Consider the following 24,545-nt stretch of genomic DNA (forward strand, 5'->3'; position numbering starts at 1 on the left):
TACCCCTAACCGGTGCCACCGCCTAAACTTGCGGTTTACTTATTGCCGATGCCCCGCATGTCCGAGATTCCAGCCACCGACGCCACCGCCCCGGCGGAGAAGAAAGACTTCATCCGCCAGATCGTTCGCGAGGACCTGGCCAGCGGCAAGCACACGGTCATCCGCACCCGCTTCCCGCCCGAGCCCAATGGCTACCTGCACATCGGCCACGCCAAGGCGATCTGCCTGGACTTCGGCCTGGCGGCCGAGTTCGGCGGGCTGTGCAATCTGCGCCTGGACGACACCAACCCAGCCAAGGAAGACCCCGAGTTCGCGGCCGCCATCCAGGACGACGTGCGCTGGCTGGGCTACGAATGGGCGCAGCTGCGCCACGCGTCGGACTACTTCGATGTGTATTACCTGGCTGCGCAGAAGCTGATCCGCGACGGCCATGCGTTCGTTTGCGATCTCAGCGCAGAGCAGGTGCGCGAATACCGCGGCACCTTGACCGAGCCGGGCCGCAATTCGCCGTACCGCGAGCGCAGCGTCGAAGAAAACCTGGACCTGTTCGGCCGCATGCGCGCCGGCGAATTCCCCGATGGCGCACGTACGCTGCGCGCCAAGATCGACATGGCCAGCGGCAATATCAATCTGCGCGACCCGGCGCTGTACCGCATCAAGCATGTGGAACATCAGAACACCGGCAACGCCTGGCCGATCTATCCGATGTACGACTTTGCGCATTCGCTGGGCGATGCGGTGGAAGGCATCACCCACTCGCTGTGCACGCTGGAATTCGAAGACCACCGCCCGCTGTACGACTGGTGCGTGGACAAGGTGGACCTGGCCGGGCATCCGGCGCTGCTGCAGCCGCTGCTGGACAAGGGTCTGCCGCGCGAAGCCGCCAAGCCGCGTCAGATCGAGTTTTCGCGCCTCAACATCAACTACACGGTGATGAGCAAGCGCAAGCTCACCGCGCTGGTGGAAGAACAGTTGGTGGATGGCTGGGACGACCCACGCATGTACACGCTGCAGGGCCTGCGTCGTCGCGGCTATACGCCGGCGGCGATGCGCCTGTTTGTGGACCGTGTGGGCATCAGCAAGCAGAACTCGCTGATCGATTTCTCGGTACTGGAAGGCTGCCTGCGCGAAGATCTGGATACCACCGCAGCGCGCCGCATGGCGGTGATCGACCCGCTCAAGCTGGTGCTGACCAACCTGCCCGACGGCCATACCGAGACACTGCAGTTTTCCAATCATCCCAAGGACGAGAGCTTCGGCACACGTGAGGTGCCGTTCGCACGCGAGCTGTGGATCGATCGCGAAGATTTTGCCGAAGTCCCGCCCAAGGGCTGGAAGCGGTTGGTGCCGGGCGGCGAAATCCGCCTGCGCGGCGCCGGCATCGCGCGCGTGGATGAGGTGATCAAGAACGACGCGGGGCAGATCGTCGAGCTGCGCGGCTGGCTGGATCCGGAATCGCGCCCCGGCATGGAAGGTGCGAACCGCAAGGTCAAGGGCACCATCCATTGGGTCAGCGCGGTGCATGCGGTGGAAGCGGAAATCCGCCTGTACGACCGTCTATTTTCGGTGGAAAAACCCGACGACGAATCCGAAGGCAAGACCTACCGCGACTATCTCAACCCCGAGTCCAAGCGCAGCGTGCGCGGCTATGTGGAACCGTCGGCGACGCAGGCGGCACCGGAGCAGGCGTTCCAGTTCGAACGCACCGGTTACTTTGTTGCCGACCGCCGCGATCACAGCGCGGCCACGCCGGTGTTCAACCGCAGCGTGACCTTGCGCGATACCTGGGCCAAGTAAGTGCGGCAGCCACTTCGGCGATGCTTGCGGCAACGCAGGCGTCGCTGAGTGGTTGGAGCGGCCAACAAAGCGTAGCGAGCAATCGTGAAGTGGCTGCGGACGGCGCACTCAGAGGCGGTGCGCACGAGTGGTCCATGCCGCACCGGGCACCGGCCTCGCTCGCCTGGCGGCTGCAAAGAAGCGCTGCTAGCTGCTCTGAATGTGCGCATGCAAGCGTTCACCCACTTTGTTCGAACAGCCAGCTTGCGGCCATCCGGCTGCTGATCGCTGCGGTGTCGTAGTCGCGATGCCCACCCGTGCACGCGGCGGCCAATCGTCCGGCGCGACGTCGGCAATCGAACGATCGCTGAGAGGAATGCCAGATCGCATTGGGCACGCTGCTTACGGGCACACGACTGTTGCCCGCTTTATCGCGACACACAGCCATCTCAGGGCGGCGGGCGTGCGTGATCGGCGAGCTTGATCAACGCCGCGCTGCACTGCACGCTGCAGTGGATGGCATGAAGGAGACGCACGATGCGTGAGCGCATGATGATGGGCGTCGCCTGCGGCATCGGTGCGGGCGCGTTGTGGGGACTGGTGTTTCTGGCGCCGCAGTTGTTGTCGGCGTTTACCCCGTTGCAATTGGCGGTGGCGCGCTACCTGTCGTATGGCGCGGTCGCCGCGCTGGTACTCGCACCGCGTGCACGACAAACCGCCGCCCGGTTGGGCCGCGCCGAGTGGTGGGCGCTGGTTCGTCTGAGCCTGATGGGCAATCTGATTTATTACGTCTTGCTGGGCAGCGCCGTGCAGTGGGCCGGTAGCGCGGCCACGGCGCTGATCATCGGGTTGCTGCCGGTGGTGGTCACCATCATCGGCACGCGTGCTGCCGGCGCGGTGCAACTGCGGCGGCTTGCCGCGCCGTGCGCGCTGTGCGTCATCGGCGTGGCGCTGGTAGCCCTGGACACCGTGCAGGACGACTCCGGGCAACAGGCGAGCGACCGCCTCACCCGCATTGCCGGCCTGTTGTGCGCAGTTGGTGCACTGGTCTCGTGGTCGGCGTATTCGATCGCCAATGCGCGCTGGTTGCGTCGCCGTCCCGACCTCTCCGGTGGCGACTGGTCGCTGCTGACCGGCGTGGTCACCGGCGCACTGGCCGCGTTGCTGGCGCCGGCGGCGATGATTGGCAGCGCAGCGCATGCAACGATCGATTGGGCAAGTTTTTGGGGTGTTTCGCTGCTGCTGGGCATCCTGGCATCGGTGATCGGCAATGCCTTGTGGAACCGCGCCAGCCGCGTGCTGCCACTGACCCTGGTCGGGCAGATGATCGTGTTCGAAACCGTGTTTGCGCTGCTGTACGGGTTTGCCTGGGAAATGCGCCTGCCCACGCCACTGGAGCTGGCCGCGATCGCCTGCTTGCTGGTCGGCGTGCTGTGGTGCGCAGCGCTGCATGCGGAAGCGAATTGACGCAACCGGCCTGCGCGCGCATCGGCCTAGATTGCACGCTGTCTTCAATGGAACACCACCATGTGCCTCCCACGACAAGGCAAGCGAGCGCTCTACGGAGCGGTCTTTTCGCTTTCGATCGGCTTGGCGGGCTGCTCGCAGCCGCAGCAAACCGTACAAGCGGTCACCCCGGCCGACGTGCTGTGCATGTTCGTCCCCGACCCGCCCGACGCCGAGCTGCCCAACGCCGACCGCGATGAAAGCATGCAGCAGTTAGCGCTTGCCAACCGTTGCAGCTCTGCACTGCGTCGGCGCCGATGATGACGTCGCAAAAACCGGCAGTCCCCACCAGCGAATGGCGATTGCCTGTGACGGCGCCCGCCACTGCGATGACCAACGCGCGTTTCACCACTGCATATCGGCGCGCGCTTCTACGGTCGGCTCGCTCTCGCGCGCGTCGTGACCGGCAAATGGCGCAGTGCGTCACCCGGCCAGGCACTCTGCGATGCGTCAGGTGTCATACGGACCACATTCGCGGCGGCCAGGGCTTACCATGAAACTCACTTACCGTGATCGGAGCAGCCACATGTCCCGTGCCTTGTCCTGGTGTCTAAGCAGTCTGTTACTGATCGCATCCCTGGTTCTGATGGGCTGTGTGACTGCCCCGCCCACCGAGGCGGCAACCCGTCCAGCGGTGTCGCCGATCAAGCTCGCCCAGGTGAATACCACCTGCCGCACCGATGCCGACTGCATGGTCAAGGACGTGGGCAGCTGTTGCGGCAAGTTGCCGGCCTGCGTCAACGTCAACAGCCCCACCAACCCCAAAGCCGTTGCGGCGCAATGCCAGGCCAGCGGGATGGTGGGTGTCTGCGGCTTCCGCCCGATCGACGCCTGCCAGTGCGTTTCCGGCCAATGTGCCGCAACGCGGGCAACGACCGATACACTGAGACCTTGATTCGTCTCGGCAACCGGTCCACTGATGCTCTACGCGCAAGTCCACCTCACCCTGCCCGCCTGGATTCATGAGTTTGTAGACGCCAGCCGCGCCTATCCCGGCGACGACGACAAGGTGGCGCTGGCCATCGCGCTGTCGCGGATGAACGTGGAAGCGCGCAGCGGCGGCCCGTTTGGCGCTGTCGTGTTCGGCCCGGATCATCACATCATCGCGGCTGCGGTCAACCGCGTGGTGCCGCAAAACACCTCGCTGGCGCATGCAGAGAACATGGCCTACATGCTCGCGCAGCAGCGCCTGCAGACGCCACGCTTGAACGACGTGCTGTCGCCGGTAACGCTGGCCACTTCTGCGCAGCCATGTTGCCAGTGCTATGGCGCCACGGTATGGGCCGGTATCGACCGCCTGTTGATCGGCGCACGCGCCGAAGACGTGATGGCACTGACCGAATTCGATGAAGGCCCGCTGCCTGCCGACTGGGTGGGCGAGCTCACCCGCCGCGGCATCGAGGTGGTCCGCGATGTGCAACGCGAACAGGCTTGTGCGGTGCTGCGTAGCTACGGCGAGGGCGGCGGTGATCATTATTGACCTGTCCTTGCGAGCGCTGCGATGAGCGGACTGCTGTGTTATTGCCGCCAAGGCTTCGAGCCGGAACTGGCGGCCGAACTGAGTGCGCGCGCCGCGTTCGTCGGCATCGCCGGCTATGCGCGTACGCAGCGCAACGATGGCTATGTGCTGTTCGTCTGCGATGAGGCCGCACAGCTGGCTGCAAAGCTGCACTGGCGCGAGCTGATCTTTGCGCGGCAGAAACTGGTGGTACTGGCCGAACTCAAGGGCATCGACCCCAAAGACCGCATCACCCCGATCCTGGCCGCACTGGAAGGGCAGCAGCGCTTTGGCGATTTGTGGGTGGAGCACCCGGATTCGGACGCCGGCAAACCGCTGGCGGGGCTGGCGCGCAGCTTCGGCAATGCGTTGCGCCCGGCACTGCGCAAGGCCGGCCTGCTCACCGACAAGCCGCAACCGCGACTGCCGCGCTTGCATGTGTGTTTTCTCGATGGCGACCACGCACTGCTGGCGGTAGCCGATGCCGACGACAGTGCGCCGTGGCCACTGGGCATTCCGCGCCTGAAGTTGCTGCCGGAAGCGCCATCGCGCTCGGCACTGAAGCTCGACGAAGCGCTGCTCACCCTGCTCACGCCAGAGGAACGCGAGCGTCTGGTCAAACCCGGCATGCGAGCGGCCGATCTGGGCGCCGCACCCGGCGGCTGGACCTGGGTGCTCACCCGCCAACATGTGCATGTCACCAGCGTCGACAACGGCCCGCTACGCGAGCATGTGCTGGAAACCGGGCTGGTCGAACATCTGCGCGCCGACGGCTTTCACTGGAAGCCGGCGCAACCGCTCGACTGGATGGTCTGCGACATGGTCGAGCAACCGCGCCGCGTGGCCGAACGCATGGCCACCTGGGTGCGCGAAGGCTGGTGCCGCCACACCATCTTCAACCTCAAACTGCCGATGAAAAAGCGCTGGGACGAGACGCGCCTGTGCCTGGATCTGTTTGAACAGCAGGCCGAAAAATCGCTGACCGTGCGGGCCAAGCAGCTGTATCACGATCGCGAAGAGATCACCGTGCTGGCGATGCGTGACTGAGCTGAGCTGGGATTGGGGAGTCGGGATTAGGGAGTGGTAGAAGCGGTTGGTCGGCGCGTTGTTTGCACATGTTAGCCGTGGATTCCGGCAGTTATTGCGCAGTGAGCACTGCCTTTGTGATGCGCGTGCAGACGCTGGTGCGGATGCGGGGATGCGGGAGTTCGAGGCTCGGGATTCGCAGAAGCGGTTGATCGGCGCGTTGCCGGCACGTGTTCGCCATGAATTCCAGCAATCGTTGCGCGATGAGCTATGTGCCTAGCGTGCACAGGTGTTGGAATGGAATTGGAGCAGCGGTGGCTGGTGGTGGATCTTGAAGGGTACTGGAAGCTTCCACCCCCATGCTCCGGCCGCTAGTTGCCACGACTTGCTGCTTCATTGTTTCGGCGGCCCAGCGACCGCCGAAACCAGCCGACTTACAGCACGATGCGCTTGCTGCCTTCACGCGCGGAGCGGTAGATCGCATCGACGATACGGATATCCCGCAAACCTTCTTCGCCTGGCGCACGCAACGGCGTGCCATTGATGATCGCCAAGGCGTCTTCGTCCATCTGCAATGCCTGCTGATGCGGCACTTTGACATCGAAGACGCGGCCGTCGCTGGCCTTGCCGGTGACGCCTTGATAGCTCTGAAACGGCGACAGCTCGTACCAGCCACGCTCGCAGTCGGCGCGTAGCACGTTCATGTTGGCACCGAAGCTGGTCTTGCATGCCGCACGCACGGCATTGGGAAATTCCAGCGTGAAATCCATATGTTCGTCGACCTCGTCGAACAACTCGGGACGGTCGGTCCAGCGCTTGGCGGTCACCGCCAGGGGCTCGGCGCCCACGGTGTACCGCGCGGCATTGAGCGGATACACGCCCATGTCGTACATCGCACCGCCACCGAATTCCGAGCGTAGCCGCCACGGGCGATCGGCCTTGGTCGTATCGCGATAGCCGTTGTAGCCGGCCTCGGCACGCACGCGCTGCATCGCGCCGAACGGCTTCTCGCCGGCCATCGCGATCAGACGCCGCGTATTGGGTTCGTGCTGCATGCGGTAGCCGATCGTCAACGCCACCTTGTTGCGTTTGCAGGCCGCAATCATCGCCTCGCATTCGCCCGCATGCATCGCCATCGGCTTTTCGCACCACACGTGCTTGCCGGCCGCCGCCGCTCGCAATGCCAGCGGTGCATGCATGTGAGTCGGCGTGACGATATAGACCACATCGATGTCGTCGTTGTCGGCGATACGGTCGAAGTTGTCGTAGTTGTAGACGTTGCGATCGGCAATGCCGTACTTGGATTGCCACTGCCCAATCTTCGACGGCGTGCCGGTCACGATGCCCGCCAGCTTGCAGTGTTTGGTCAAAGCCAGGCCCGGCGCGAGTTGCTCGCTGGCATAACTTCCCAACCCTGCCAGTGCCACATTGAGCGGTTTTCCCGGCTTCTTTTTCGGCAACGCCCATGCAGGTGCGCCAAGCAGGATGCCGGCACTGCCGAAGGCGGCAAGCAAGCGGCGACGTGTCAAGGATTCCACGGACATGCAAACCTCCTTCTTAGAGAGAATAGCGACCAGCGTTTGCCAAGCGGCATCGTGCAGACAGCATTAGCGCAGCGGACGCTGCGATGCAGGCGCGACATGGCACGCATCGGCCACATCGGCTCGACGATACGCCGTCATGTATCGGCTGCTCCGATCCACTACTGCCCGCGCACCTTACTTGATCGCACGTGATCATCGCCATGGTCGCGCTGCACGGTCTGGCACACTGCCAACGATCATCTCTGGAGGATTCCGCATGACCGCTGCTGCCCGCCATCGTTTCCTGCCACTGGCGCTATTGTTGTCCAGCTCGCTCGCCATCGCTGCCGATCCGCCGTTCGTTGCGCGCGACCTGATTGGCGACGGCGCATTCACGCATAACGCCGAGGGCCCGGCAGCAGGCCCGGACGGCGCGCTGTATGCGGTGAATCTGGGCAAGGACGGCACCATTGCACGCATCGCGTTGCAAACAGACGGCAGCGCAACTGCCGAGGTGTTTGTCACCTTGCCTGCCGGCAGCACCGGCAACGGCATTCGCTTTCGCGACGGCGCAATGTACGTGGCCGATTACACCAGCCACAAGATCCTGCAAGTGAATTTGCCCACGCGCGCGGTGAGCACCTTCGCCTCGCTGCCCGATTCCGATGGTCCCAACGATCTGGCACTGGCACCCGATGGCAGTTTCTATGCCAGCGACCCGAACTGGAAAGACAACAGCGGCCGTTTGTGGCACATCGGTCGCGATGGCGCAGTGCGGCTGCTGGAATCGGGCATGACCACGCCGAATGGACTGGACGTCAGCCCGGACGGCAAGCACCTCTACGTCAACGAAAGCATGTCGCGCAAAGTGTGGGTGTACGACCGCCTGGACGATGGCAGCGTGCGCAACAAGCGTCTGCTGATCGCGTTTCCCGATTTCGGTATGGACGGCATGCGCTGCGATGCCGACGGCAATCTGTATATCGCCCGTTACGATGCCGGACAGATCGCGGTGGTGTCGCCGGCGGGCAAGTTGCTGCGCACGGTCGCGCTGAAAGGCCGCAAGGCCAGCAACGTCGCCTTCGGTGGCAGCGATGGCAAACAGGTGTTCGTCACTCTGCAGGATCGCGGCGCAGTTGAAACGTTCAGATCCGATCGCCCCGGGCGCGAAACCGGGCTCTGAAACTGCTGCGCGCGTCGCATTGGTTCTCAGGCCGCGCAACAGCATCCTGGCATCCTGCAGGTCACCCGCGGAGGACTCCCCCATGCAACCCATCGAACTCAAGGATGCGGCCGCCTTTGGCAGCGAATTCCTGCGACTGACCCTGTTGCAGGGGTTTCAGTCGCTGACCAAACGCGACCTGGAACTGTTGATCTTCGTGCTGCTGGAGCGCGATGGCGCCATCTCGCGCAATAGCTCCAACGCCCTTGTCGCACTGCAGCTACGTGTCACCTCGGCCAAGGTCAAGGCCTTGCGTCGCGATGGCTATGCGCGTTGGCGCGCGTTGGTGCCCGAAGAAGGCGACGCGGCGATGCAGCGCATCGTGGCCAACGTGCTGACCGAAGACAACCTGCGCTCCGGTGCCAAACACGTCAGCGAACGCAGCCGCAAGGAAGGTTTTCTGGCGGTGCGAATCGAACATCCCGACGACGCACAGCAATTCGAGCAAGCCATTCTCGATGTCGGCGCGTTGCCGGTATACGAACGCAATCGCGAAGTGGTGGCGGTGCGCTTCGACACGCTACTGAAAATCGCCGAACGCTGGGGCTATCTGCAGCAGGATCCGCAGGCGGCGGTACGCGAATTGCAAAAGCTCACGCCCACCGCCGAAGAAGTGGCGGATTTGCTGAAAAAGGACATTGCGCAGCTGCGCTGGGACGATGTGCGTCGCGCACTCAACAGTCTGGGCGCCAAAGCGGTGGCCAGCACCGCGGAAGGCGGCTTGAAGGGCTTGCTCAAGATCGTATTTCCCTTCATCCCCGGCTGAGTGACCTGCAAGGCGACGGCAACGTGCCGTCGCCCCGCTAGATCCAGCGTTGATGCCGACTGCCCCGCCCGCTGCGCCCAGCTTGCGCAAGGGATCTGGCGATGCGCCACATCCCACCCGCATGCCACCCACCGCAAGCTGCCCACACCCTCTATCCTTACCGGCTGTTCTACATCAGGGGGATCTGATGACCATCCGCCGTATCGCCACACTCACCGCACTGCTGCTCGTTTGCGGCATCGCCTCCGCCCAGCAGGCACCTACCCCGGCCAGCAGCATGCCGCTGATCGATGTGCCCAACGTCATCCGCACCCAACCGCTGTCCAGCGGTGAAATCACGCACCAGACCCAACTGGAACGCCCGCGCGGCGAATCGAGCGTGATCGTGCGCTCGATCCAGCCCAGCAGCGTGGTCGGCAGCTACCGCATCGATTTCCAGGCGATGGACGTGGATGGCGATGGCCGCATCAGCCGTGCCGAAGCCCAGGCCAACCCCGCGCTGGCCGATGAATTCGATGCGCTCGACACCCGCCACAGCGGCTATCTGACCCGCGAGCAGCTGGCCGGCTGGCTGACCCAGTAATCACGTCGCACACCTCCGCGGCACGCAGGCGCGCCGGCACTAAGCGGGCGCGCACCGCACTTCAGTTTTCAACGCATGCCCCTTGCAGCGCCCGCTTCGGTCGGCTAGATTGTATTTAACGGATACAATTTGGATGGATCGATGACCGCTCGCCTGGCACTTGCCAAAGACCTCGGCTACCAACTGCAACTGGCCACCTTGGCGTCCAGCCATGCCGCCCGCCAGGAACTGGCCGAGCTGCATCTCACCCCGGCACGCGTCACTGCGTTGATCCACATCCGCGACCAGCCCGGTTGCGACCAGACTGAACTCGGCAACCGCCTGCTGGTCAACCGCGCCGCCGGCATGAAGATCGCCAACGCGCTGGCCGAGCAAGGCCTGATCGAACGCCTGGCCGGCCGCGACCGTCGCAGTAAAGGCCTGTATCTGACCGAGCAGGGCCACCGCACGCTCGAGGTGGGACAGGCCTGCCTGGCGCGCGCCGTCGCGCGTACCTGTACCGGCCTGCAGGCCGCCGAGCAACAAACCCTGCTCCGCCTGCTCTGCAAATTGAACGCCAGCGCCACGCTGGAGCGGACAACCGTGGCAGAGACCGCGTTGGCCGAAGACCTCTGAACCCGCAGCCCCCGACTTGAAGGAGACGCCGCTTGAACGAGCATGACGTGGTATCGGTTCGCATCGAAAACCGCATTGCCTGGGTGAAGTTTGCACGCCCGGACAAGCGCAACGCGATGAGCCCGGCGCTCAACCGCCGCATGATGGATGTACTGGACGAGCTGGAATTCGACGACAGCGTCGGCGTGCTGGTACTCGGCGGCGAAGGCACTGCCTGGTCGGCCGGTATGGATCTGAAAGAGTACTTCCGCGAAACCGAAGCACAGGGCCTGCGCGGCGTACGCCGTTCACAACGCGAGTCCTACGGCTGGTTCCGGCGCCTGCGCTGGTATCAAAAGCCCACCATCGCGATGGTCAACGGCTGGTGTTTCGGTGGCGGCTTCGGCCCTTTGTTCGCCTGCGATCTGGCCATTGCCGCCGATGAAGCGCAGTTCGGCCTGTCGGAGATCAACTGGGGCATCCTGCCGGGCGGCGGCGTGACCAAGGTGGCGGTCGAACTGCTGTCCATGCGCGATGCGATGTGGATGACGCTGACCGGCGAAATGGTCGACGGCAAGAAAGCGGCCGAATGGCGCCTGGTCAACGAAAGCGTGCCGCTGGAGCGACTGGAAGCACGCACGCGCGAAGTGGCCGAGTTGTTGCTACGCAAGAACCCGATCGCGCTGAAGTACGCCAAAGACGCCGTGCGCCGCGTGGGCACCATGACCTACGACGAAGCCGAAGATTATCTGGTGCGCATGCAGGAAGCGGCCAACTCGTTCGACAACAACGCCCGCAAGGAAGGCATCCGTCAATTCATCGACGAGAAAAGCTACAAGCCTGGCCTGGGCGAATACGACCTCAAGAAAAACAGCGCCTAAGCACGTCCTACGGCGCCTGAAGCGATGCGTGCAACCCACGCATCGCTGGCGCTGCCAGTGGTTTTCTGCACCGAGGAGGGAGTATGGAAGCCTTATCCGCAACACTGCGCGGGATTGCCGCGCGTGGGCCGTTGGGCCTGTTCATCGACGGCCAGTGGCGCGCAAGCACCGGCGATCGCCATGTCGATGTGATCGCCCCGCATACCGAAGAACGCCTGCTGCGCTACACCGAACCATCGCATGCAGATACCGAAGCCGCGGTGGCTGCGGCACGTGCCGCCTTCGACACCGGCCCCTGGCCGCAGCTGTCGCCACCCGAGCGCGGGGTGATACTCAAGCGCGTCGCCGACCAGCTGCGCGCACGCATGCCGGAGCTGGCTGAAGCCTGGACCGGCCAGGTTGGCGCCACCATCGGTTTCAGCCGGCGCGCCTCGCAACAGGCGCCCGGCCTGTTCGACTACTACGGCGATCTGATCGCCATGCATCCGTTCGTCGAGCCGCGCGCACGCGCCAATGGCGGCCGCGTGCATGTGGTGCAGGAACCGGTCGGTGTGGTCGTGGCGATCACGCCCTGGAACGCGCCACTAGTCTTGCTCTGTTACAAGGTCGCCGCTGCGCTGGCCGCCGGATGCACGGTGGTGGCCAAGCCCTCGCCAGAGACCCCGATCGATGCGTACATCCTGGCCGAATGCATCAGCGCCGCAGGCGTGCCCGATGGAGTGTTCAATCTGTTGCCGGCCGGCCGCGAGGTCGGCGAACAGCTGATCCGGCACCCGCTGGTCGACAAGGTCAGCTTCACCGGCTCCACCCAGGCCGGGCGACTGATCGGCGTGGCCTGCGCAGAACGCCTGGCGAGGGTCGGCCTGGAGCTGGGCGGCAAGTCGGCCGCCATCGTGCTCGAAGACGCCGACCTCGCCAAAGTGCTGCCCAGCCTGGTGCCCTACTCCATGCCGATCACCGGGCAGGTATGTTTCGCACTGACCCGCGTACTGGTGCCGGCGCAGCGGCGCGACGAAGTTCTGCAGGCATATTGCGCGGCACTGAGCGCAGTTAAGCTCGGCGACCCGTTCGCCGCCGACACCGGCATGGGTCCGCTGGCGCTCGGCCGGCAACTGGAACGCGTGCAGTCCTACATCGCACAGGGCAGCGCCGAAGGTGCGCAGCTGGTGATGGGCGGCAACCGCCCGGCGCATTTGCCGCGTGGATTCTTCATCGAGCCGACGGTGTTCGCCAACGTCACGCCGGACATGACCATTGCCCGCGAAGAAATCTTCGGCCCGGTGGTGAGCTTCATCGACTATCACGACGAGGCCGACATGATCGCCAAGGCCAATGCAAGCGACTACGGCTTGCACGGCACCGTCTATAGCGAGGATGTTGATCGCGCGTATCGCATTGCACGACGCGTGCGCAGCGGCAGCCATTCGATCAATGGCATGTGGGTGGATATCGAGATGCCGTTCGGCGGGGTCAAGCATTCCGGAATTGGTCGCGAAGGCGGCATCGAAGGACTGCATGCATTTCTCGAAACCAAGACCGTCTATCTCGGTTGAGTTTTACGTCACCGGCTACGCGGCGAGCATGTCTGCGTAGCCGCAATGCAACGTGCCGTACACCACGGCACGTCATCTCCGCTGGTGTGTTGGCAACGTGTCTGTGAACGCGTAATGCGTGGTTGCGCGCACGCGTCAACCTTCCTGCCATCTCCGTCGCACTCACGCACGTCACTCCCCCATTCTGCATTCGGAAAGACAGCGCCATGACCATGCCGACCGACTCGATTTCCTTCCATGCCCGCCTCACACCGCACCGGCTTGCCGCGCGCGACCTGTTGCTGGAGCAGGAATGGACATATGCCGAACTGGACACCCTGATCGGCCAGCTCGCCGCCCTGCTGCAGACGCGCGGCTGTGTCGACGGCGAACGGCTGGCTGTGCTCGCCCGCAATTCGGTCTGGCAGGTCGCGCTGCACTTCGCCTGTGCACGGGTCGGCGCGATCTATGTGCCGCTCAACTGGCGGCTGAGCGGCGCCGAGCTGGACACCTTGCTGCAACGTGCGCAGCCGCATCTATTGCTGGGCGACGATGTCGCTGCCGGACGCGCGCATGCCGAAGCGCTATCGCGCTTCATCGACAGTGCCAAGGCGCTGGCACCCGCCGAAACGTCCTACATCCCGCCCGAGCGCGTGAGCCTGATCCTGTTCACCTCGGGCACGTCCGGCCAGCCCAAGGGCGTGATGTTGAATGAGCAAAACCTGCAGCAGGTGGCGCACAACTTCGGCGTGACCACACGTGTGGATGGCAACAGCAGTTTCCTGTGCGAAGCGCCGATGTTCCACATCATCGGCCTGGCGACCAATGTGCGGCCGGCGCTGGCGCTGGGCGGGTCGATCCAGGTGTCGAGCGGCTTCGAACCGAAGCGTACATTGAGCTGGCTCGGCAACCCGGCGCTGGGCATTACCCACTACGTCGGCGTGCCGCAGATGATGCAGGCGTTCCGCAGCCAGCCCGGTTTCGATCCGTCAACGCTGCGTCACCTCACCGCGCTGGTCAGCGGCGGCGCGCCGCATGCCAGCGACGATCTGCTCGGTTGGCTGGACGATGGCATCCCCATGGTCTGCGGCTTCGGCATGAGCGAAGCCGGCACGGTGTTCGGCATGTCGGTGGATTGCGACGTGATTCGTCGCAAGCTCGGTGCGGCGGGGATTTCGTCACCGGGCGTGCAAACGCGGGTGGTGGATGGCGATGGCAACGACTGCCTGGCGGGCATGCCTGGCGAACTGTTGTTGCGCGGCCCCAACCTCAGCCCCGGCTATTGGCGCGACCCGCAGGCCACTGCGGAGATGCGCGACGCACAGGGCTGGTTCCGCACCGGCGATATCGTCAAGCGCGATGCCGACGGCTTTTTCTGGGTGGTGGACCGCAAGAAGGACATGTTCATTTCCGGCGGCGAAAACGTGTATCCCGCCGAGATCGAAGCGGTACTGGCGGATCATCCGGACATCCGCGAATGCGCCGTGGTCGGCATCGCCGACCCACAATGGGGCGAGGTGGGCTACCTGGCGATCGTGCCAGCCGCTGAGGCGACGGATCTGGAGCAGATCCGCAGCTATCTGGTCGAGCGCCTGGCTAAGTACAAGGTCCCCAAACACCTACGCCTGGTCGAGGCCTTGCCACGTACGGCAACCGGCAAGCTGCAGAAGGCGCGGTTGAAGGATGCCTTGGCCAACGATGCCTGATAGCGGTAGCAACCGTGCGGCGTGGGCGTGCGTATTGCCGCCCACACTTGGACTTTGCTTACTCGGATCACCGCGATGAATACCGCTCGAGTACTCCGGCGCGGGACCAGCCGGGCACGATGCAGCGTTCAATCCAGCGCGCCTCGCATCCCTGCGCATTCCGCGAATACGGCCGAACAGTGCAACTCCCCAGGCCAGTGCTGCATCGCATCCGTCCCGGTCGACGATGCAGCTCCCGCTTGTGGGATTCCATCGTCGGTTATGCAGACGCATCCAGCAGGATATCGTGCTCGCCAATCTGGTCGTCCACCCACACCGCGCCTTGCTGGGCCATGAGCGCCAGCTGGTGTTCCAGCTCGCGCATCAACAAACGCACACCGGGTTTGAGGATGGCGCTGCTGTCGCGATAGATCACGCCACCTGCGCGCGCCTGCGACGGCTGCTGCAGCTGGAAGGCCCGCAACTCGCCGCGTGCGATGTCGCCGGCCACCATCATGCTTGGCATCACCGCAATGCTGTCGGTGCCGAGCAGAATCTCGCGCGTGAAGCTTGCAGAGCTGGAACGCAGTTGATCGCGTGTGGCCAGCCCATGTTCGCGCATGACCTGCGCCACGTCGCGCTCCACATGCTGACTCAAGGTCGGCAATACCTGTCGGTACGCGGCCGCTTCGGCGATGCGCACAGGACCATTGGCAAACAAGGGATGGTCGCTCCGCGCCACCAGCGCAATCGGATCCTGGTACAGCACCTTGCGGACCAACGCATCGTAGCGGGCCAGCGGATACAACCGGCCAACGACCAGATCCACCTCGTTTCCGGCGAGCTTGGGCAGCAATTCATCGGTACGGCCATGCAGCAGGCGCACACGCAGCGTGGGCTCGGCACGGTACAAGGCGGCCAGCACCGACGGTAGCAGGCCGCTCGCCGCCACCGGCAACGCGCCGACGGTGATAGTGAGCGCATCGTCCTGCAGCAGCCCTTCGAAGGTGTCCTGTGCGCGGCGCAGCTGGCCGAGCACGACGTGCGCGGTCTGCACCAGCACCTCGCCCATCGCATTGGGACGCACGCCACGCGAATGGCGTTCGAACAGGGGCGCACCGACGATCTCTTCGATCTCCTGCAAGGCACGCGTGAGTGCAGGCTGGGTGACGTTCAATACGCGTGAGGCGCGGAGCAGGCTTTTTTGCCGATCCAGCGCCTCAATGACACGTAGATGCCGGACCTTGATGCGGTGTTCGAAGAACACGGAGGACATGGTCATAGGGGGTGGGCCTTACGTTGGAAAGTCGGGTGGCAACGCCCGGCCAGTGACCGGGACGCGCAGCTCAGCGTGCCTCGGGCACACGCCGGGTCTGCATGAAGTCTTCGAACGACTCGCCGCGCATGATGGCGTAGACCTGCAGATTGGTCGTGCGCACCACGCGGGCGAACTTTTCGATCACAAAAAAATTGGCGCCGTACTGCACCAGTCCGAGCCAGTCGCGCGCACGGATCAGCGCTTTCTCGTGTTCGGTGAGCTCGGCTTCCTGCATCAACACTTCCGCGTCCTGCAAAAAGCGGTCGCGCCACGGGGCGCGGATCATATGCCAGAAAAAACGATTGAGGCGCAGTGCGCGATTGCTGGTGCGCAGATCGAACAGGTAGGTGCCGTCGATCTTGTCCATGCCGTGTACTTGCGGATTCATATGCAGGCCCTCATGCCGCGTTGGCGGTGCGCGCCAGCAGCTCTGCCGAGCGCGGCGCATCGGCGCGTTCTTCGCCCGGCTCGTACAGCACCACGGTCATCGCGGTCGTCGTCATCAGGTAGTAGTTCTGATGCAGTTTGCGGATCGGCCCATCCAACGCACCGCGCATGGCCAGCCACATGATCTGCTCCACGCTCTCGGCACCGCCCAGGCGCACATAGTCGGTATGGGTGAGATCGGTCAGCGTTTCCGGCGCATGCTGAAAGCGATCCAGAAACTCCATGTCCCAGTCGGTGTTGTTGAAACCGGTGCGCTCGCCATGGATCTGGTGCGACAACCCACCGGTACCGACCACCACCACTCTGAGATCTTCCGGGTATGACTCGATCGCACGGCGCACAGCCTGGCCCAGGCGAAAACAGCGGCGCGCGGTCGGCAGCGGGTATTGCAGGACGTTGATCGCAATCGGCACCACCGTGCCCGGCCAGTCCGGCACATGCGGCCACAGCAGCGGCAACGGCGCCGCGCAGCCGTGGTCGATCGGCTTGTCCTGAAACACGGTCAGGTCGAATTCGTCGTTGACCAGGCATTCGGCGATATGCGCCTGCAGCTGTACATCGCCACGGATCGGAGGCAGGTTGCGCAGCCCTGCGCCCTCGTCGGCGACCGGAAAGCGCTCGCCCACGCCCAGGGCGAAGGTCGGATAGAGGTCGAAGAAGAAGGTCGTGCAGTGGTCGTTGTAAAAAAACACCAGCACGTCGGCCCGTTGTTCGGCCAGCCACTCGGCCACCGGCGTGTAGCCGTCGAACAACGGCTTCCACACTGGATCCTGTTGCTTGCCCTTGTCGTAGGCCACCCCGATGGTGGGAACGTGCGAGGTTCCGATGCCGCCGATGATGCTAGCCATGCTTTGCTCCTGCTGCGCACCACTGCCAGGAGAGGCAGAGCGCACGTCATTGATTGGGTCAGGATCGACGATGCAATGGATCCCAACACGGACGACCAACCACTGCGGATCTCCAAAACGGTATCCTTGGGATCCAAAGTGCCATCAAGCGATCTCATCCGCAAGGTTTTTATACAAGTAATTGCTAGTTTCCCCTTCGAAGGAACGTGCGCTGCGGTACGGCGCGAGAGAATGGAGCCAATGGCGAACAACCACCGATTGCAAGCGGTCCAGCAGCTACGCGAATTGATCCTGTGCGGCGCCTTTGCCCCGGGCGAGCGCATCACCGAGGCGGCCCTGGCCGAGCGCCTGGCCATCTCGCGCACGCCTATTCGCCAGGCATTGCCGGCGTTGTGCCAGGAGGGCCTGCTGGTGCAGGTCGGCAACCGTGGCTATGCGGTACGGCGTTTCAGCCAACAGGAAAGCCTGGATGCACTGGAGGTGCGCGCACTGATGGAGGGCATGGCGGCACGTACGGTGGCCGAACAGGGCGCGTCGGCCGCATTGCTGTCCACCCTGCACGCCTGTCTGTGCGAAGGCGACCGGCTGTTTGCCAAGCGCAGCCTCGATGCCGGCGATGAGCAGACCTACGGCGCGATCAATGCCCGTTTCCATCGCGCCATCGTGGTGGCGGCGAACAAACCGATCCTCACCGAGACGGTAGACCGCTGCACGCTGGTGCCGTTCGTCAGCCCGGTCAACGTGGTGTTCGGTCAGCGCTCGGCCACCCTGGCTTACGACGATCTTTATTACGGCCACCGGCAGCATGGCGCGATCGTCTCTGCCATCGAACAACGCGATGGCGCGCGGGCGGAGTTGCTGTTCCGCGAACATGCCAATACGCAGCGGCACAGCATGGGCATGTGATGCCTCGTAGTTGCACGGGGCCGCGCGCCGAGCAGTGGCAATGGCATCGATGCGCGTGGAGCGGATGTCGGTCGTACCTGCGACGCAGGATCACGCATAGAGCAAAACGTGGCTACATTCGACCCTGCACGCCGACCAAGACGGTCGGTGCGCAGGGCAGCTTGCTTGCGCTATAGCGAGTGCACGAACATCAGGTTGAAGGTGTTTCCGGCCACCGAGTTTTTGACCTCGACCGGCAGGTAGACATTGAAATTGAGCACGTTCTTCGGATCCAACCGCCACGAGAGCCCTGGCCCCATGTAGAACTGCGTGCGTTTGCTGTCGGGCACGCGCTGGCCATTGGTCCGGTTGTCTTGCAGCTGCCGCAGGTAGAAGCCGTTGACACCGACCCGCAGCTGCTCGGTCACCTTGACCGAGCTGGCAAAATTCAGCCACGCCAGATCGCCTGCCTGGCCGTTGCGGAATTGGAAACCGGGAATTGGCGGCACTCCACCGGCACGGTCGGTGCGGAAGTTGTACATGTAATGCAGCCGCATGCTGACCTCCCAGTTATCGGTGGGCTGTACCGTGAATGCCCAATGCGGCGAGAACGACCAGTAGCCGGTGCTCTGGTTGATCGCGATGTCGCGATCGAACTTGCCCACCGGTGCAAATGCCACCAGGGCGAAGCGCTGAAACAGCAAGATCCGGTCGTTGCGCATCACCGGCGGCATCTGCAACGCCGCCCCGACCGCAATATCGCCAACGCCGAATCCGTTGTCGCTCAACCGCACCGGGCTGTCGGCGGCAAACGAGGCATTCTGGTTGACCAGCGGCACGATGGCATCGACAGAAATCGTGCCGCCCAACCATTTGTAGGGCGTCACGTAGATGAGCTGGGTCAGCGCTGCCGAGCTGCTGATCTTTGGATCACGAAACGCCGGCGAATCGTTGCCTTGCGCATCCAGCACGGCATTCAGGTGCGCATGGCGCAGATATTCGATCACCGTCCAGCCAGGTTGGGTGGAGCCAAAACCATCGAAAAAGCTGGTGCCCCCCAGGTTGATGCCTTGCGGCACCGGAACCGTGTCAGGCACGGCCTGTGCGAAGGCCGCCGCCGGCGCCAGCGCACCCAGTAGCAGAGTCAAGCTGCCGGCGCGCAGGCAATGCGACCGGAGCGATGAGCGACGACGACCAACAGACGAACATGCGCGTTCCACTAGGCGATTCTCCAACGAAGATGGGCGATTGAGGCAACGCGACTGGGGGGAGAGCAGTGTCGAGATGTCGCCTGTAAGGGCCGGCGGCATCGTTGAACAGACAGACAGCGATCAATCTCGGTCAGTGCGCCTCGACGCGCACCAGCAATGCGCCGAGGCGTTGCTTGAACAACCATTGGTTGTCCTGGTGCACCAGCACATCGTCGAAGGTGCCGATCAGTGCAGGCGCCTGCGCCGTCCAGGGGACAGACGCGTCGGCCTGCGGTGCGCTATAGAGCAGCACATGGCTCTGCGCGTGGGCCAGCGTGCTCGATTGGACGCTGACCAGCGTATTGAGCATCAAATGACAGGTGTTGCGTGGCGCGCGAGCGCGGAAGGCCTCCAAGATCGCTTCGCGCCCATGCACGGGCACGTCCGGCGCGCTCGGTCGTGCAAAGACGCCATCGGCAGTGAACAGCGCAGCCAATGCCTGGTGCTCATGGCGGTCGTTATGCAGGGCGAACCGGCGAATCAGCTGTTCGCACGCAACGATGATCGAAATATCTGCAGACACGCAGCAGCCTCCCTTGGCGATGGAATGACACAAACAAAGCGCTAGCGATACTTCAGCGCAGGGCAATGACCGAGACGACCGAACTGCCGCCGCCTGCGGTACGGGCGATCACGTGCTCAGCCACTCGCGCAGCGCGGTGCTGACTGCAGCAGGCGCTTCCACCGGCGCCATATGCCCGCAATCTTCGAATACGACCAGGCGCGCCTGCGAAATCTGACGCGCCATGTCCTGATGCCGTGCCAGCGGGCTCCAGGCATCCTGGCGCCCGACCCCTAGCAAGGTGGGGCAGCGAATCTGCGCAAGCACCGGCGCGGCATCCGGGCGCTCCAGCAACGCGTTGACCTGGCCAGCGAAACTCTGCGCGCTCTGCCGCTGCACCATTGCGCTGAGGTCTTGCATCAAACCGCTATCGGCGCTGCGTGCGGGGTGCAGCATCGGTGGTAACCAGGCCAGCGCCAGCGCATGCATGCCTTGCGTCTGCGCCAGATCCACCAGCGCCTGGCGCTCCTCGCGCTCGCCATCGCGACGCGGTGCAATGCCGGTATCGAGCAGTGCCAGCTGCGTCACCCTCTCGGGCGCCTGACGCATGATTTCCAGCGCAACCCGCCCGCCCATCGAATGCCCGGCCAACGCAAACTGTGGCGGTGCGCCAGCAAGCACGTGGGCCGCCATCTGCCCGATGCTGTCGAATCCGGGGAAATCCAGCACCTGCACATCGGCCAGATCCGCCAGCGCGTCGCGCTGTGGTTGCCAGATGGCGGCGTCGCAGAGCAGGCCGCAGAGCAGCAGCAAGGTAGGTCTGGAGGTGTGCGAAACGGAAGTCATGGCGCGACTGTAGCCACGCCGGCCGCATGCGTCGTATGGAAGATGCGGCCTACGCTATAATCCAATAGACATAGATCGTCAGCTATGCCGGCTAGCCACAGCGCAGGCCGGCAGACGCGAGGTGGCTTACGCGCCGCCGGAGGCGCGCTTCCACAGCACATCGACCAGCGGCGGCAACCTGCCGGCGAGGCCAAGCGCGGCACCGCGCAACAGGGTCAGGTGCATTTCGTCGTTGGAGAACACCGTATTGATCGCATCGAAGCCATAGGCGGCCACGGTATTGTCGCTGCGGCGGGTGCGCGCCCAGCGTTGCAGGCGATGCGGCGCGGCCCAGTCCGCACGTTTGGCGAGCGCGCCGCGCACTTCCTCGCGCAGCGCAGCGACATCGCGCAGACCGAGGTTGACGCCCTGCCCCGCCAATGGATGCACCACATGCGCAGCGTCGCCCAGGGTCAGCACGCGGCCACTGACGTACTGCTCCACCAACTGCCGTTGCAGCGGGAATGCAGCGCGTGCGGATGTCACACGCACCTCGCCCAGACGCGCGGCAAAGGCTTGGGTCAGCTCGCGCGCGAACGCCGCATCGTCGAGCGCCAACACGCGCTCGGCCTCGCGATCGGGCAAGGTCCAGACAATCGAACTGCGGCCTTCGGCAAACGGCAGGAATGCCAGCGGCCCGGTGGTCAGAAAGCGCTGCCAGGCCGTGGCCTGGTGCGGTTGTTCGGTCTCCACGAAGGCAACCACGCCGCGTTGTGCGTAGGCGTGCCGCGACACTGGCAAGCCGGTCAAGTCGCGCAAGGTGGACGACGCGCCGTCGGCGGCGATGGCAATCGCCGCTTCCAGCCGACTGCCATCGTCCAGACGCAGGCGCACGCTGTTGGTGTCCTGCTCCAGTTCGGCCACACGCGCCGGGCAATGCACTTCGATCCCCGCGCTATGCACGGCCGCCCACAGGCGATCAACCAGCAGCGCATGCTCGACGATCCAGCCGAGTTGCTCGCGGCCCAAGGTGTCGGCGTCGAAGCGCAGCTCGCCGCCACCGCCGGCATCCCAGACCCGCATGCGCCGATACGGCTGTACGCGCCCGGCGCGCACGCTGGCCCACACGCCAAGACTGTCGAGCAGCGCGGCGTTGTCGGCGGCGAAGGCATAGACCCGCAGGTCGGGCTGATCGGCATGCCAGCGCGCGGGCTCGCGCCCTTCCACCAGCGCAACGCTCAAACCCGCGTCGGCCAGCGCCAGCGCGCAGGCAGCACCAACCACGCCACCGCCGACGATCACCGCATCGCGCGTACCGCGGCGGCTCATGCGATCCCCCGGCACAGCTGCGGCACATCGCCACGGAAACCCATCGCCCCGCCGACCAGCATCGATTGCAGCGGCGCGGCCTGCGAGGTCGCGAGCAATCCCAGGCTGCGCAGCGGCCGCAGTAACGGTGCCGGATTGCCGGTCAGCCGCGCCAGCCCGCTGGAGAAGCCGATCGTCTGCTCGCGGTCCACGCGTCGACGCGCCACATAGTCGGCCAGCAGCGCGCCGGCCCCGGCATCGCTGCGATCGTGTTCGATCAGCTCTGCCAAGGTGATCGCGTCGCGCAATCCCAGATTGAAGCCCTGCGCACCGATGGGGTGCAGCGTCTGCGCGGCGTTGCCGAGCAACACCACGCGCTCGGCGATCAGGTTGTTGGCCAGCACCTGCACCAGCGGATATGCACTGCGTTCGCCGCTGGCGACAAAGCGCCCGGCGCGCCAGCCGGCCGCGCGCTGCAGCCGGGCCAGCCAGCCGGGCTCGTCGAGCGCGGCGACCGCATCGGCCTCGGCGCGCGCCACACAGTGGATTGCGCCGTAATGGCGGTCGCCCCGTGGCAACAGCGCGGTCGGACCGTGCTCGCCGAAGCGTTCCCACGCGGTGCCGTCCGGCGGCCTGGAGGCGCGCACGCGCGCCACGAACAAGGTCTGCAGGAAATCGTGCGTGTCGGTCTCGATATGCAGCAGTTCGCGCACTGCGCTGTGGCTGCCATCGGCACCGACCACCAGCCTGGCGCAGACGCGCTGCTCGCCGTCGTCGGTCGCCAGCCGTAGCGTGCGCACGCCATCCTGCACCGGCTCCACGCCGATGCAGCGCGCCGGGCGATACCGGCGCAGCTGCGTCAATTCGTCCAGGCGTGCCTGCAGGGCGTCGCCGAAGTCGCGGGCCACCACCACTTGCCCAAAGCTGTCGCGTCCGTAATCGGCGGCGTCCAGTTGCACGCGCCCGAAGTCGCCGGCGCGGCTGACGTGGATGCGCCGGATCGGCCCGGGCGGGCTACGCAACTTGGCCATGACGCCCAGCACGCCCAAGGCGTTGACGGTGGCGGCGGCGAAACTCAGATTGCGTTGATCGAACACGGCCGGCGGCGTGCCGGCTGGCGTGGCTTCCACCAGCCCGACATCCAGGCCGAGGCGGTCCAGCGCAATCGCCAGGCTGGAGCCGACCAGGCCGCCGCCAACGATCAAAACGTCATGTGGATGTGTCATTCGCCCATGATAAGCCCTCGCCCGCAGCGCATCGCGCGCGCCGGATGAGACACGTTGACGCGTCCAGCCGGTCTGCCGTTGTCATGCCTGCCGATGCCGGGCGCAGCGCAGGCCAGGCAGTGGCGCGGGCACGCCAGGTTCCACGCTACACTCCCGCACCTGTAATCCGGCAACCCCCGCGCATGACTTCTCGCTCGCACGACACCCTGATTTTGAGCCTGCTCGCCGTCCTGATGGCGGCCACACGGATCAATCACTTCGCGCCGGTCCCGGACGCGTCCTGGGCGGTGTTTTTCATCGGCGGGTTTCATCTGGCTGCGCGCAGCAAACTGGCGTTCCCGCTGCTGATGGGCCTGGCGGTCGCGGTGGACTGGCTGGTCATCACCCAGCAGGGCATGAGCTTCTGGCAGCACTACTGTGTGTCGCCGGCGTACTGGTGCCTGATCCCGGCGTACTTCGCGCTGTGGGCCGGTGGTGTGTGGCTGCGCCGGCACTATCACGGGGCCCAATGGACTGCGCTTGTCGCGCTGGTGCCTGCCCTGCTCATCGCGGTGGCGCTGTGTCAGCTGATCGCCCAGGGCAGCTTTTACTGGATCAGCGCCAGCGTGAGCGAACCCACCCTCGCCGGCTGGTTCAAGAACTACAGCGACTGGCTCTGGCCGTACCTGCGCAGCGCCGCGCTATACGTCGCGGCCGCAGCCGTCATCCAGGTGGTTGCCGAGCGTCTGGCTGCGCCCCATCGCCAGCGCCAGGCCGGCTGAGCCATGGGCAACCGGCTCTCACGTATCTATACGCGCACCGGCGACGACGGCAGCACCGGGTTGGGCGATGGCAGCCGGACCGGCAAGGACGCCTTGCGCGTCAATGCCTACGGCACCGTGGACGAGGCCAATTCGGCGCTCGGCATGCTGCTGGCCGCGCCCGGCGTGCCTACTGCGATTGCCGAGCTACTGACCACCGTGCAGCACCAGCTGTTCGACCTGGGCGGCGAGCTCTGCATCCCCGGCCATGCTGCCATCGAGGCGGCCGACATCCAGGCCCTGGAACACCACCTGGACCACTTCAACGACAGCTTGCCGCCGCTGCAGGAGTTCATCTTGCCGGCCGGTGGCGAAGCGGCCGCGCGCTGCCACCTGGCGCGGACCATCGTGCGCCGTGCCGAGCGCGAGACCGTGGCGCTGTCGCGCCAGGAGTCGGTGCGCAGCGAGGCGATCGGCTATCTCAACCGGCTCTCCGACCTGCTGTTCGTGCTGGCCCGCGTGCTGGCACGCGTGGATGGTCAGCAGGAAGTGCTGTGGCGGCACGACCGCCGGCGCGGTTGAGCATGTGCCTGGCGCGGCGGAC

At 64.9% G+C, this 24,545-nt stretch carries 24 protein-coding genes and 1 other RNA gene; 15 read left to right on the top strand and 10 right to left on the bottom strand.

The window, feature by feature from the left end; translation table 11 throughout:
• Nucleotides 1–57 precede the first annotated feature (57 nt).
• Nucleotides 58–1,797: a glutamine--tRNA ligase/YqeY domain fusion protein gene (locus ABQZ00_RS15770; RefSeq protein ID WP_055851208.1), complete on the top strand. Its 1,740-nt coding sequence runs from the start codon at nucleotides 58–60 to the stop codon at nucleotides 1,795–1,797.
• Between the two features lie 59 nt (nucleotides 1,798–1,856).
• On the opposite strand, the gene ABQZ00_RS15775 is transcribed toward ABQZ00_RS15770, so the two are convergent.
• Nucleotides 1,857–1,933, bottom strand: a non-coding RNA gene (locus ABQZ00_RS15775) — sX9 sRNA.
• 380 nt (nucleotides 1,934–2,313) lie between these two features.
• On the opposite strand from ABQZ00_RS15775, the gene ABQZ00_RS15780 reads away from it, so the two are divergent.
• The 4 genes from ABQZ00_RS15780 to rlmM all read left to right on the top strand — a co-directional run bounded on the left by ABQZ00_RS15780 (nucleotide 2,314) and on the right by rlmM (nucleotide 5,827).
• The gene (locus ABQZ00_RS15780; RefSeq protein ID WP_323521729.1) at nucleotides 2,314–3,243 is read left to right on the top strand and encodes a DMT family transporter; all 930 of its coding nucleotides are present in this window, start codon (nucleotides 2,314–2,316) and stop codon (nucleotides 3,241–3,243) included.
• Nucleotides 3,244–3,808: 565 nt separating this feature from the next.
• Nucleotides 3,809–4,177 (top strand): hypothetical protein, encoded by a 369-nt coding sequence (locus tag ABQZ00_RS15785; protein WP_115561371.1) that lies wholly within the window; start codon nucleotides 3,809–3,811, stop codon nucleotides 4,175–4,177.
• Nucleotides 4,178–4,201: 24 nt separating this feature from the next.
• Nucleotides 4,202–4,762 (top strand): nucleoside deaminase, encoded by a 561-nt coding sequence (locus ABQZ00_RS15790; RefSeq protein WP_055851196.1) that lies wholly within the window; start codon nucleotides 4,202–4,204, stop codon nucleotides 4,760–4,762.
• A gap of 21 nt (nucleotides 4,763–4,783) precedes the next feature.
• Nucleotides 4,784–5,827 carry a 23S rRNA (cytidine(2498)-2'-O)-methyltransferase RlmM gene (gene rlmM / locus ABQZ00_RS15795; RefSeq protein ID WP_323538813.1) on the top strand — a complete coding sequence of 348 codons (1,044 nt, stop codon included), beginning with the start codon at nucleotides 4,784–4,786 and terminating at the stop codon, nucleotides 5,825–5,827.
• A 413-nt stretch (nucleotides 5,828–6,240) separates the two neighbouring features.
• Here rlmM and ABQZ00_RS15800 read toward each other — a convergent pair whose 3' ends face one another.
• Nucleotides 6,241–7,350: a Gfo/Idh/MocA family protein gene (locus ABQZ00_RS15800; RefSeq protein ID WP_115527161.1), complete on the bottom strand. Its 1,110-nt coding sequence runs from the start codon at nucleotides 7,348–7,350 to the stop codon at nucleotides 6,241–6,243.
• 256 nt (nucleotides 7,351–7,606) lie between these two features.
• Here ABQZ00_RS15800 and ABQZ00_RS15805 point away from each other — a divergent pair, with 256 nt between their 5' ends.
• The 7 genes from ABQZ00_RS15805 to ABQZ00_RS15835 all read left to right on the top strand — a co-directional run bounded on the left by ABQZ00_RS15805 (nucleotide 7,607) and on the right by ABQZ00_RS15835 (nucleotide 14,613).
• Nucleotides 7,607–8,512, top strand: coding sequence for an SMP-30/gluconolactonase/LRE family protein (locus tag ABQZ00_RS15805; protein WP_323538812.1), 906 nt, complete (start codon nucleotides 7,607–7,609; stop codon nucleotides 8,510–8,512).
• An 82-nt stretch (nucleotides 8,513–8,594) separates the two neighbouring features.
• Entirely contained in the window at nucleotides 8,595–9,317 is a 723-nt protein-coding gene (locus ABQZ00_RS15810; RefSeq protein ID WP_115512455.1) for a hypothetical protein, read from the top strand.
• A gap of 187 nt (nucleotides 9,318–9,504) precedes the next feature.
• Entirely contained in the window at nucleotides 9,505–9,900 is a 396-nt protein-coding gene (locus ABQZ00_RS15815) for an EF-hand domain-containing protein (RefSeq protein ID WP_323538811.1), read from the top strand.
• Between the two features lie 141 nt (nucleotides 9,901–10,041).
• On the top strand, nucleotides 10,042–10,515 hold the full coding sequence (locus ABQZ00_RS15820) for a MarR family winged helix-turn-helix transcriptional regulator (protein WP_323538810.1): 474 nt from the start codon (nucleotides 10,042–10,044) through the stop codon (nucleotides 10,513–10,515).
• A gap of 32 nt (nucleotides 10,516–10,547) precedes the next feature.
• Nucleotides 10,548–11,375 (top strand): p-hydroxycinnamoyl CoA hydratase/lyase, encoded by an 828-nt coding sequence (locus tag ABQZ00_RS15825; protein WP_055851179.1) that lies wholly within the window; start codon nucleotides 10,548–10,550, stop codon nucleotides 11,373–11,375.
• A gap of 83 nt (nucleotides 11,376–11,458) precedes the next feature.
• Entirely contained in the window at nucleotides 11,459–12,928 is a 1,470-nt protein-coding gene (locus ABQZ00_RS15830) for an aldehyde dehydrogenase (protein ID WP_055851176.1), read from the top strand.
• A 206-nt stretch (nucleotides 12,929–13,134) separates the two neighbouring features.
• Nucleotides 13,135–14,613: an AMP-binding protein gene (locus ABQZ00_RS15835; protein ID WP_323538809.1), complete on the top strand. Its 1,479-nt coding sequence runs from the start codon at nucleotides 13,135–13,137 to the stop codon at nucleotides 14,611–14,613.
• A gap of 259 nt (nucleotides 14,614–14,872) precedes the next feature.
• On the opposite strand, the gene ABQZ00_RS15840 is transcribed toward ABQZ00_RS15835, so the two are convergent.
• From ABQZ00_RS15840 to ABQZ00_RS15850, 3 genes are all read right to left on the bottom strand, one after another.
• On the bottom strand, nucleotides 14,873–15,874 hold the full coding sequence (locus tag ABQZ00_RS15840) for a LysR substrate-binding domain-containing protein (protein ID WP_055851169.1): 1,002 nt from the start codon (nucleotides 15,872–15,874) through the stop codon (nucleotides 14,873–14,875).
• Nucleotides 15,875–15,938: 64 nt separating this feature from the next.
• Entirely contained in the window at nucleotides 15,939–16,298 is a 360-nt protein-coding gene (locus ABQZ00_RS15845) for a protocatechuate 3,4-dioxygenase (protein ID WP_115512460.1), read from the bottom strand.
• Nucleotides 16,299–16,308: 10 nt separating this feature from the next.
• Nucleotides 16,309–17,205 carry a gallate dioxygenase gene (locus tag ABQZ00_RS15850; RefSeq protein ID WP_055851163.1) on the bottom strand — a complete coding sequence of 299 codons (897 nt, stop codon included), beginning with the start codon at nucleotides 17,203–17,205 and terminating at the stop codon, nucleotides 16,309–16,311.
• A 231-nt stretch (nucleotides 17,206–17,436) separates the two neighbouring features.
• Between ABQZ00_RS15850 and ABQZ00_RS15855 the strand changes: the two genes are divergently transcribed.
• Nucleotides 17,437–18,111: a GntR family transcriptional regulator gene (locus ABQZ00_RS15855; RefSeq protein WP_055851160.1), complete on the top strand. Its 675-nt coding sequence runs from the start codon at nucleotides 17,437–17,439 to the stop codon at nucleotides 18,109–18,111.
• A gap of 170 nt (nucleotides 18,112–18,281) precedes the next feature.
• On the opposite strand, the gene ABQZ00_RS15860 is transcribed toward ABQZ00_RS15855, so the two are convergent.
• From ABQZ00_RS15860 to ubiH, 5 genes are all read right to left on the bottom strand, one after another.
• Nucleotides 18,282–19,238, bottom strand: coding sequence for a SphA family protein (locus ABQZ00_RS15860; RefSeq protein WP_238151781.1), 957 nt, complete (start codon nucleotides 19,236–19,238; stop codon nucleotides 18,282–18,284).
• Between the two features lie 193 nt (nucleotides 19,239–19,431).
• Nucleotides 19,432–19,863 (bottom strand): nuclear transport factor 2 family protein, encoded by a 432-nt coding sequence (locus tag ABQZ00_RS15865; RefSeq protein WP_323538808.1) that lies wholly within the window; start codon nucleotides 19,861–19,863, stop codon nucleotides 19,432–19,434.
• Between the two features lie 108 nt (nucleotides 19,864–19,971).
• The gene (locus ABQZ00_RS15870) at nucleotides 19,972–20,688 is read right to left on the bottom strand and encodes an alpha/beta fold hydrolase (RefSeq protein WP_323538807.1); all 717 of its coding nucleotides are present in this window, start codon (nucleotides 20,686–20,688) and stop codon (nucleotides 19,972–19,974) included.
• Nucleotides 20,689–20,814: 126 nt separating this feature from the next.
• Nucleotides 20,815–21,996, bottom strand: a complete 1,182-nt coding sequence (locus ABQZ00_RS15875; RefSeq protein WP_323538806.1) for a UbiH/UbiF family hydroxylase — start codon at nucleotides 21,994–21,996, stop codon at nucleotides 20,815–20,817.
• Nucleotides 21,993–23,201 carry a 2-octaprenyl-6-methoxyphenyl hydroxylase gene (gene ubiH / locus ABQZ00_RS15880; protein WP_323538805.1) on the bottom strand — a complete coding sequence of 403 codons (1,209 nt, stop codon included), beginning with the start codon at nucleotides 23,199–23,201 and terminating at the stop codon, nucleotides 21,993–21,995. The genes ABQZ00_RS15875 and ubiH overlap by 4 nt, the downstream gene beginning before the upstream one ends.
• 182 nt (nucleotides 23,202–23,383) lie before the next feature.
• Between ubiH and ABQZ00_RS15885 the strand changes: the two genes are divergently transcribed.
• Together ABQZ00_RS15885 and ABQZ00_RS15890 are read left to right on the top strand one after the other, a co-directional pair.
• Nucleotides 23,384–23,962, top strand: coding sequence for a hypothetical protein (locus ABQZ00_RS15885; protein WP_055851139.1), 579 nt, complete (start codon nucleotides 23,384–23,386; stop codon nucleotides 23,960–23,962).
• Between the two features lie 3 nt (nucleotides 23,963–23,965).
• Nucleotides 23,966–24,523 (top strand): cob(I)yrinic acid a,c-diamide adenosyltransferase, encoded by a 558-nt coding sequence (locus ABQZ00_RS15890; RefSeq protein ID WP_115512465.1) that lies wholly within the window; start codon nucleotides 23,966–23,968, stop codon nucleotides 24,521–24,523.
• The last annotated feature ends 22 nt before the right edge of the window (nucleotides 24,524–24,545 follow it).

The sequence above is a fragment of the Xanthomonas sp. WHRI 10204 genome (assembly GCF_040202875.1).
Lineage (GTDB): Bacteria > Pseudomonadota > Gammaproteobacteria > Xanthomonadales > Xanthomonadaceae > Xanthomonas.

Bases quoted from the DNA above. Each gene is read 5' to 3' on its own strand.
- ABQZ00_RS15770 (WP_055851208.1), top strand. From the start codon at position 58: ATGTCCGAGATTCCAGCCACCGACGCCACCGCCCCGGCGGAGAAGAAA.
- ABQZ00_RS15780 (WP_323521729.1), top strand. From the start codon at position 2,314: ATGCGTGAGCGCATGATGATGGGCGTCGCCTGCGGCATCGGTGCGGGC.
- ABQZ00_RS15785 (WP_115561371.1), top strand. From the start codon at position 3,809: ATGTCCCGTGCCTTGTCCTGGTGTCTAAGCAGTCTGTTACTGATCGCA.
- ABQZ00_RS15790 (WP_055851196.1), top strand. From the start codon at position 4,202: ATGCTCTACGCGCAAGTCCACCTCACCCTGCCCGCCTGGATTCATGAG.
- rlmM (WP_323538813.1), top strand. From the start codon at position 4,784: ATGAGCGGACTGCTGTGTTATTGCCGCCAAGGCTTCGAGCCGGAACTG.
- ABQZ00_RS15800 (WP_115527161.1), bottom strand. From the start codon at position 7,350: ATGTCCGTGGAATCCTTGACACGTCGCCGCTTGCTTGCCGCCTTCGGC.
- ABQZ00_RS15805 (WP_323538812.1), top strand. From the start codon at position 7,607: ATGACCGCTGCTGCCCGCCATCGTTTCCTGCCACTGGCGCTATTGTTG.
- ABQZ00_RS15810 (WP_115512455.1), top strand. From the start codon at position 8,595: ATGCAACCCATCGAACTCAAGGATGCGGCCGCCTTTGGCAGCGAATTC.
- ABQZ00_RS15815 (WP_323538811.1), top strand. From the start codon at position 9,505: ATGACCATCCGCCGTATCGCCACACTCACCGCACTGCTGCTCGTTTGC.
- ABQZ00_RS15820 (WP_323538810.1), top strand. From the start codon at position 10,042: ATGACCGCTCGCCTGGCACTTGCCAAAGACCTCGGCTACCAACTGCAA.
- ABQZ00_RS15830 (WP_055851176.1), top strand. From the start codon at position 11,459: ATGGAAGCCTTATCCGCAACACTGCGCGGGATTGCCGCGCGTGGGCCG.
- ABQZ00_RS15835 (WP_323538809.1), top strand. From the start codon at position 13,135: ATGACCATGCCGACCGACTCGATTTCCTTCCATGCCCGCCTCACACCG.
- ABQZ00_RS15840 (WP_055851169.1), bottom strand. From the start codon at position 15,874: ATGACCATGTCCTCCGTGTTCTTCGAACACCGCATCAAGGTCCGGCAT.
- ABQZ00_RS15845 (WP_115512460.1), bottom strand. From the start codon at position 16,298: ATGAATCCGCAAGTACACGGCATGGACAAGATCGACGGCACCTACCTG.
- ABQZ00_RS15850 (WP_055851163.1), bottom strand. From the start codon at position 17,205: ATGGCTAGCATCATCGGCGGCATCGGAACCTCGCACGTTCCCACCATC.
- ABQZ00_RS15855 (WP_055851160.1), top strand. From the start codon at position 17,437: ATGGAGCCAATGGCGAACAACCACCGATTGCAAGCGGTCCAGCAGCTA.
- ABQZ00_RS15870 (WP_323538807.1), bottom strand. From the start codon at position 20,688: ATGACTTCCGTTTCGCACACCTCCAGACCTACCTTGCTGCTGCTCTGC.
- ABQZ00_RS15875 (WP_323538806.1), bottom strand. From the start codon at position 21,996: ATGAGCCGCCGCGGTACGCGCGATGCGGTGATCGTCGGCGGTGGCGTG.
- ubiH (WP_323538805.1), bottom strand. From the start codon at position 23,201: ATGACACATCCACATGACGTTTTGATCGTTGGCGGCGGCCTGGTCGGC.
- ABQZ00_RS15885 (WP_055851139.1), top strand. From the start codon at position 23,384: ATGACTTCTCGCTCGCACGACACCCTGATTTTGAGCCTGCTCGCCGTC.
- ABQZ00_RS15890 (WP_115512465.1), top strand. From the start codon at position 23,966: ATGGGCAACCGGCTCTCACGTATCTATACGCGCACCGGCGACGACGGC.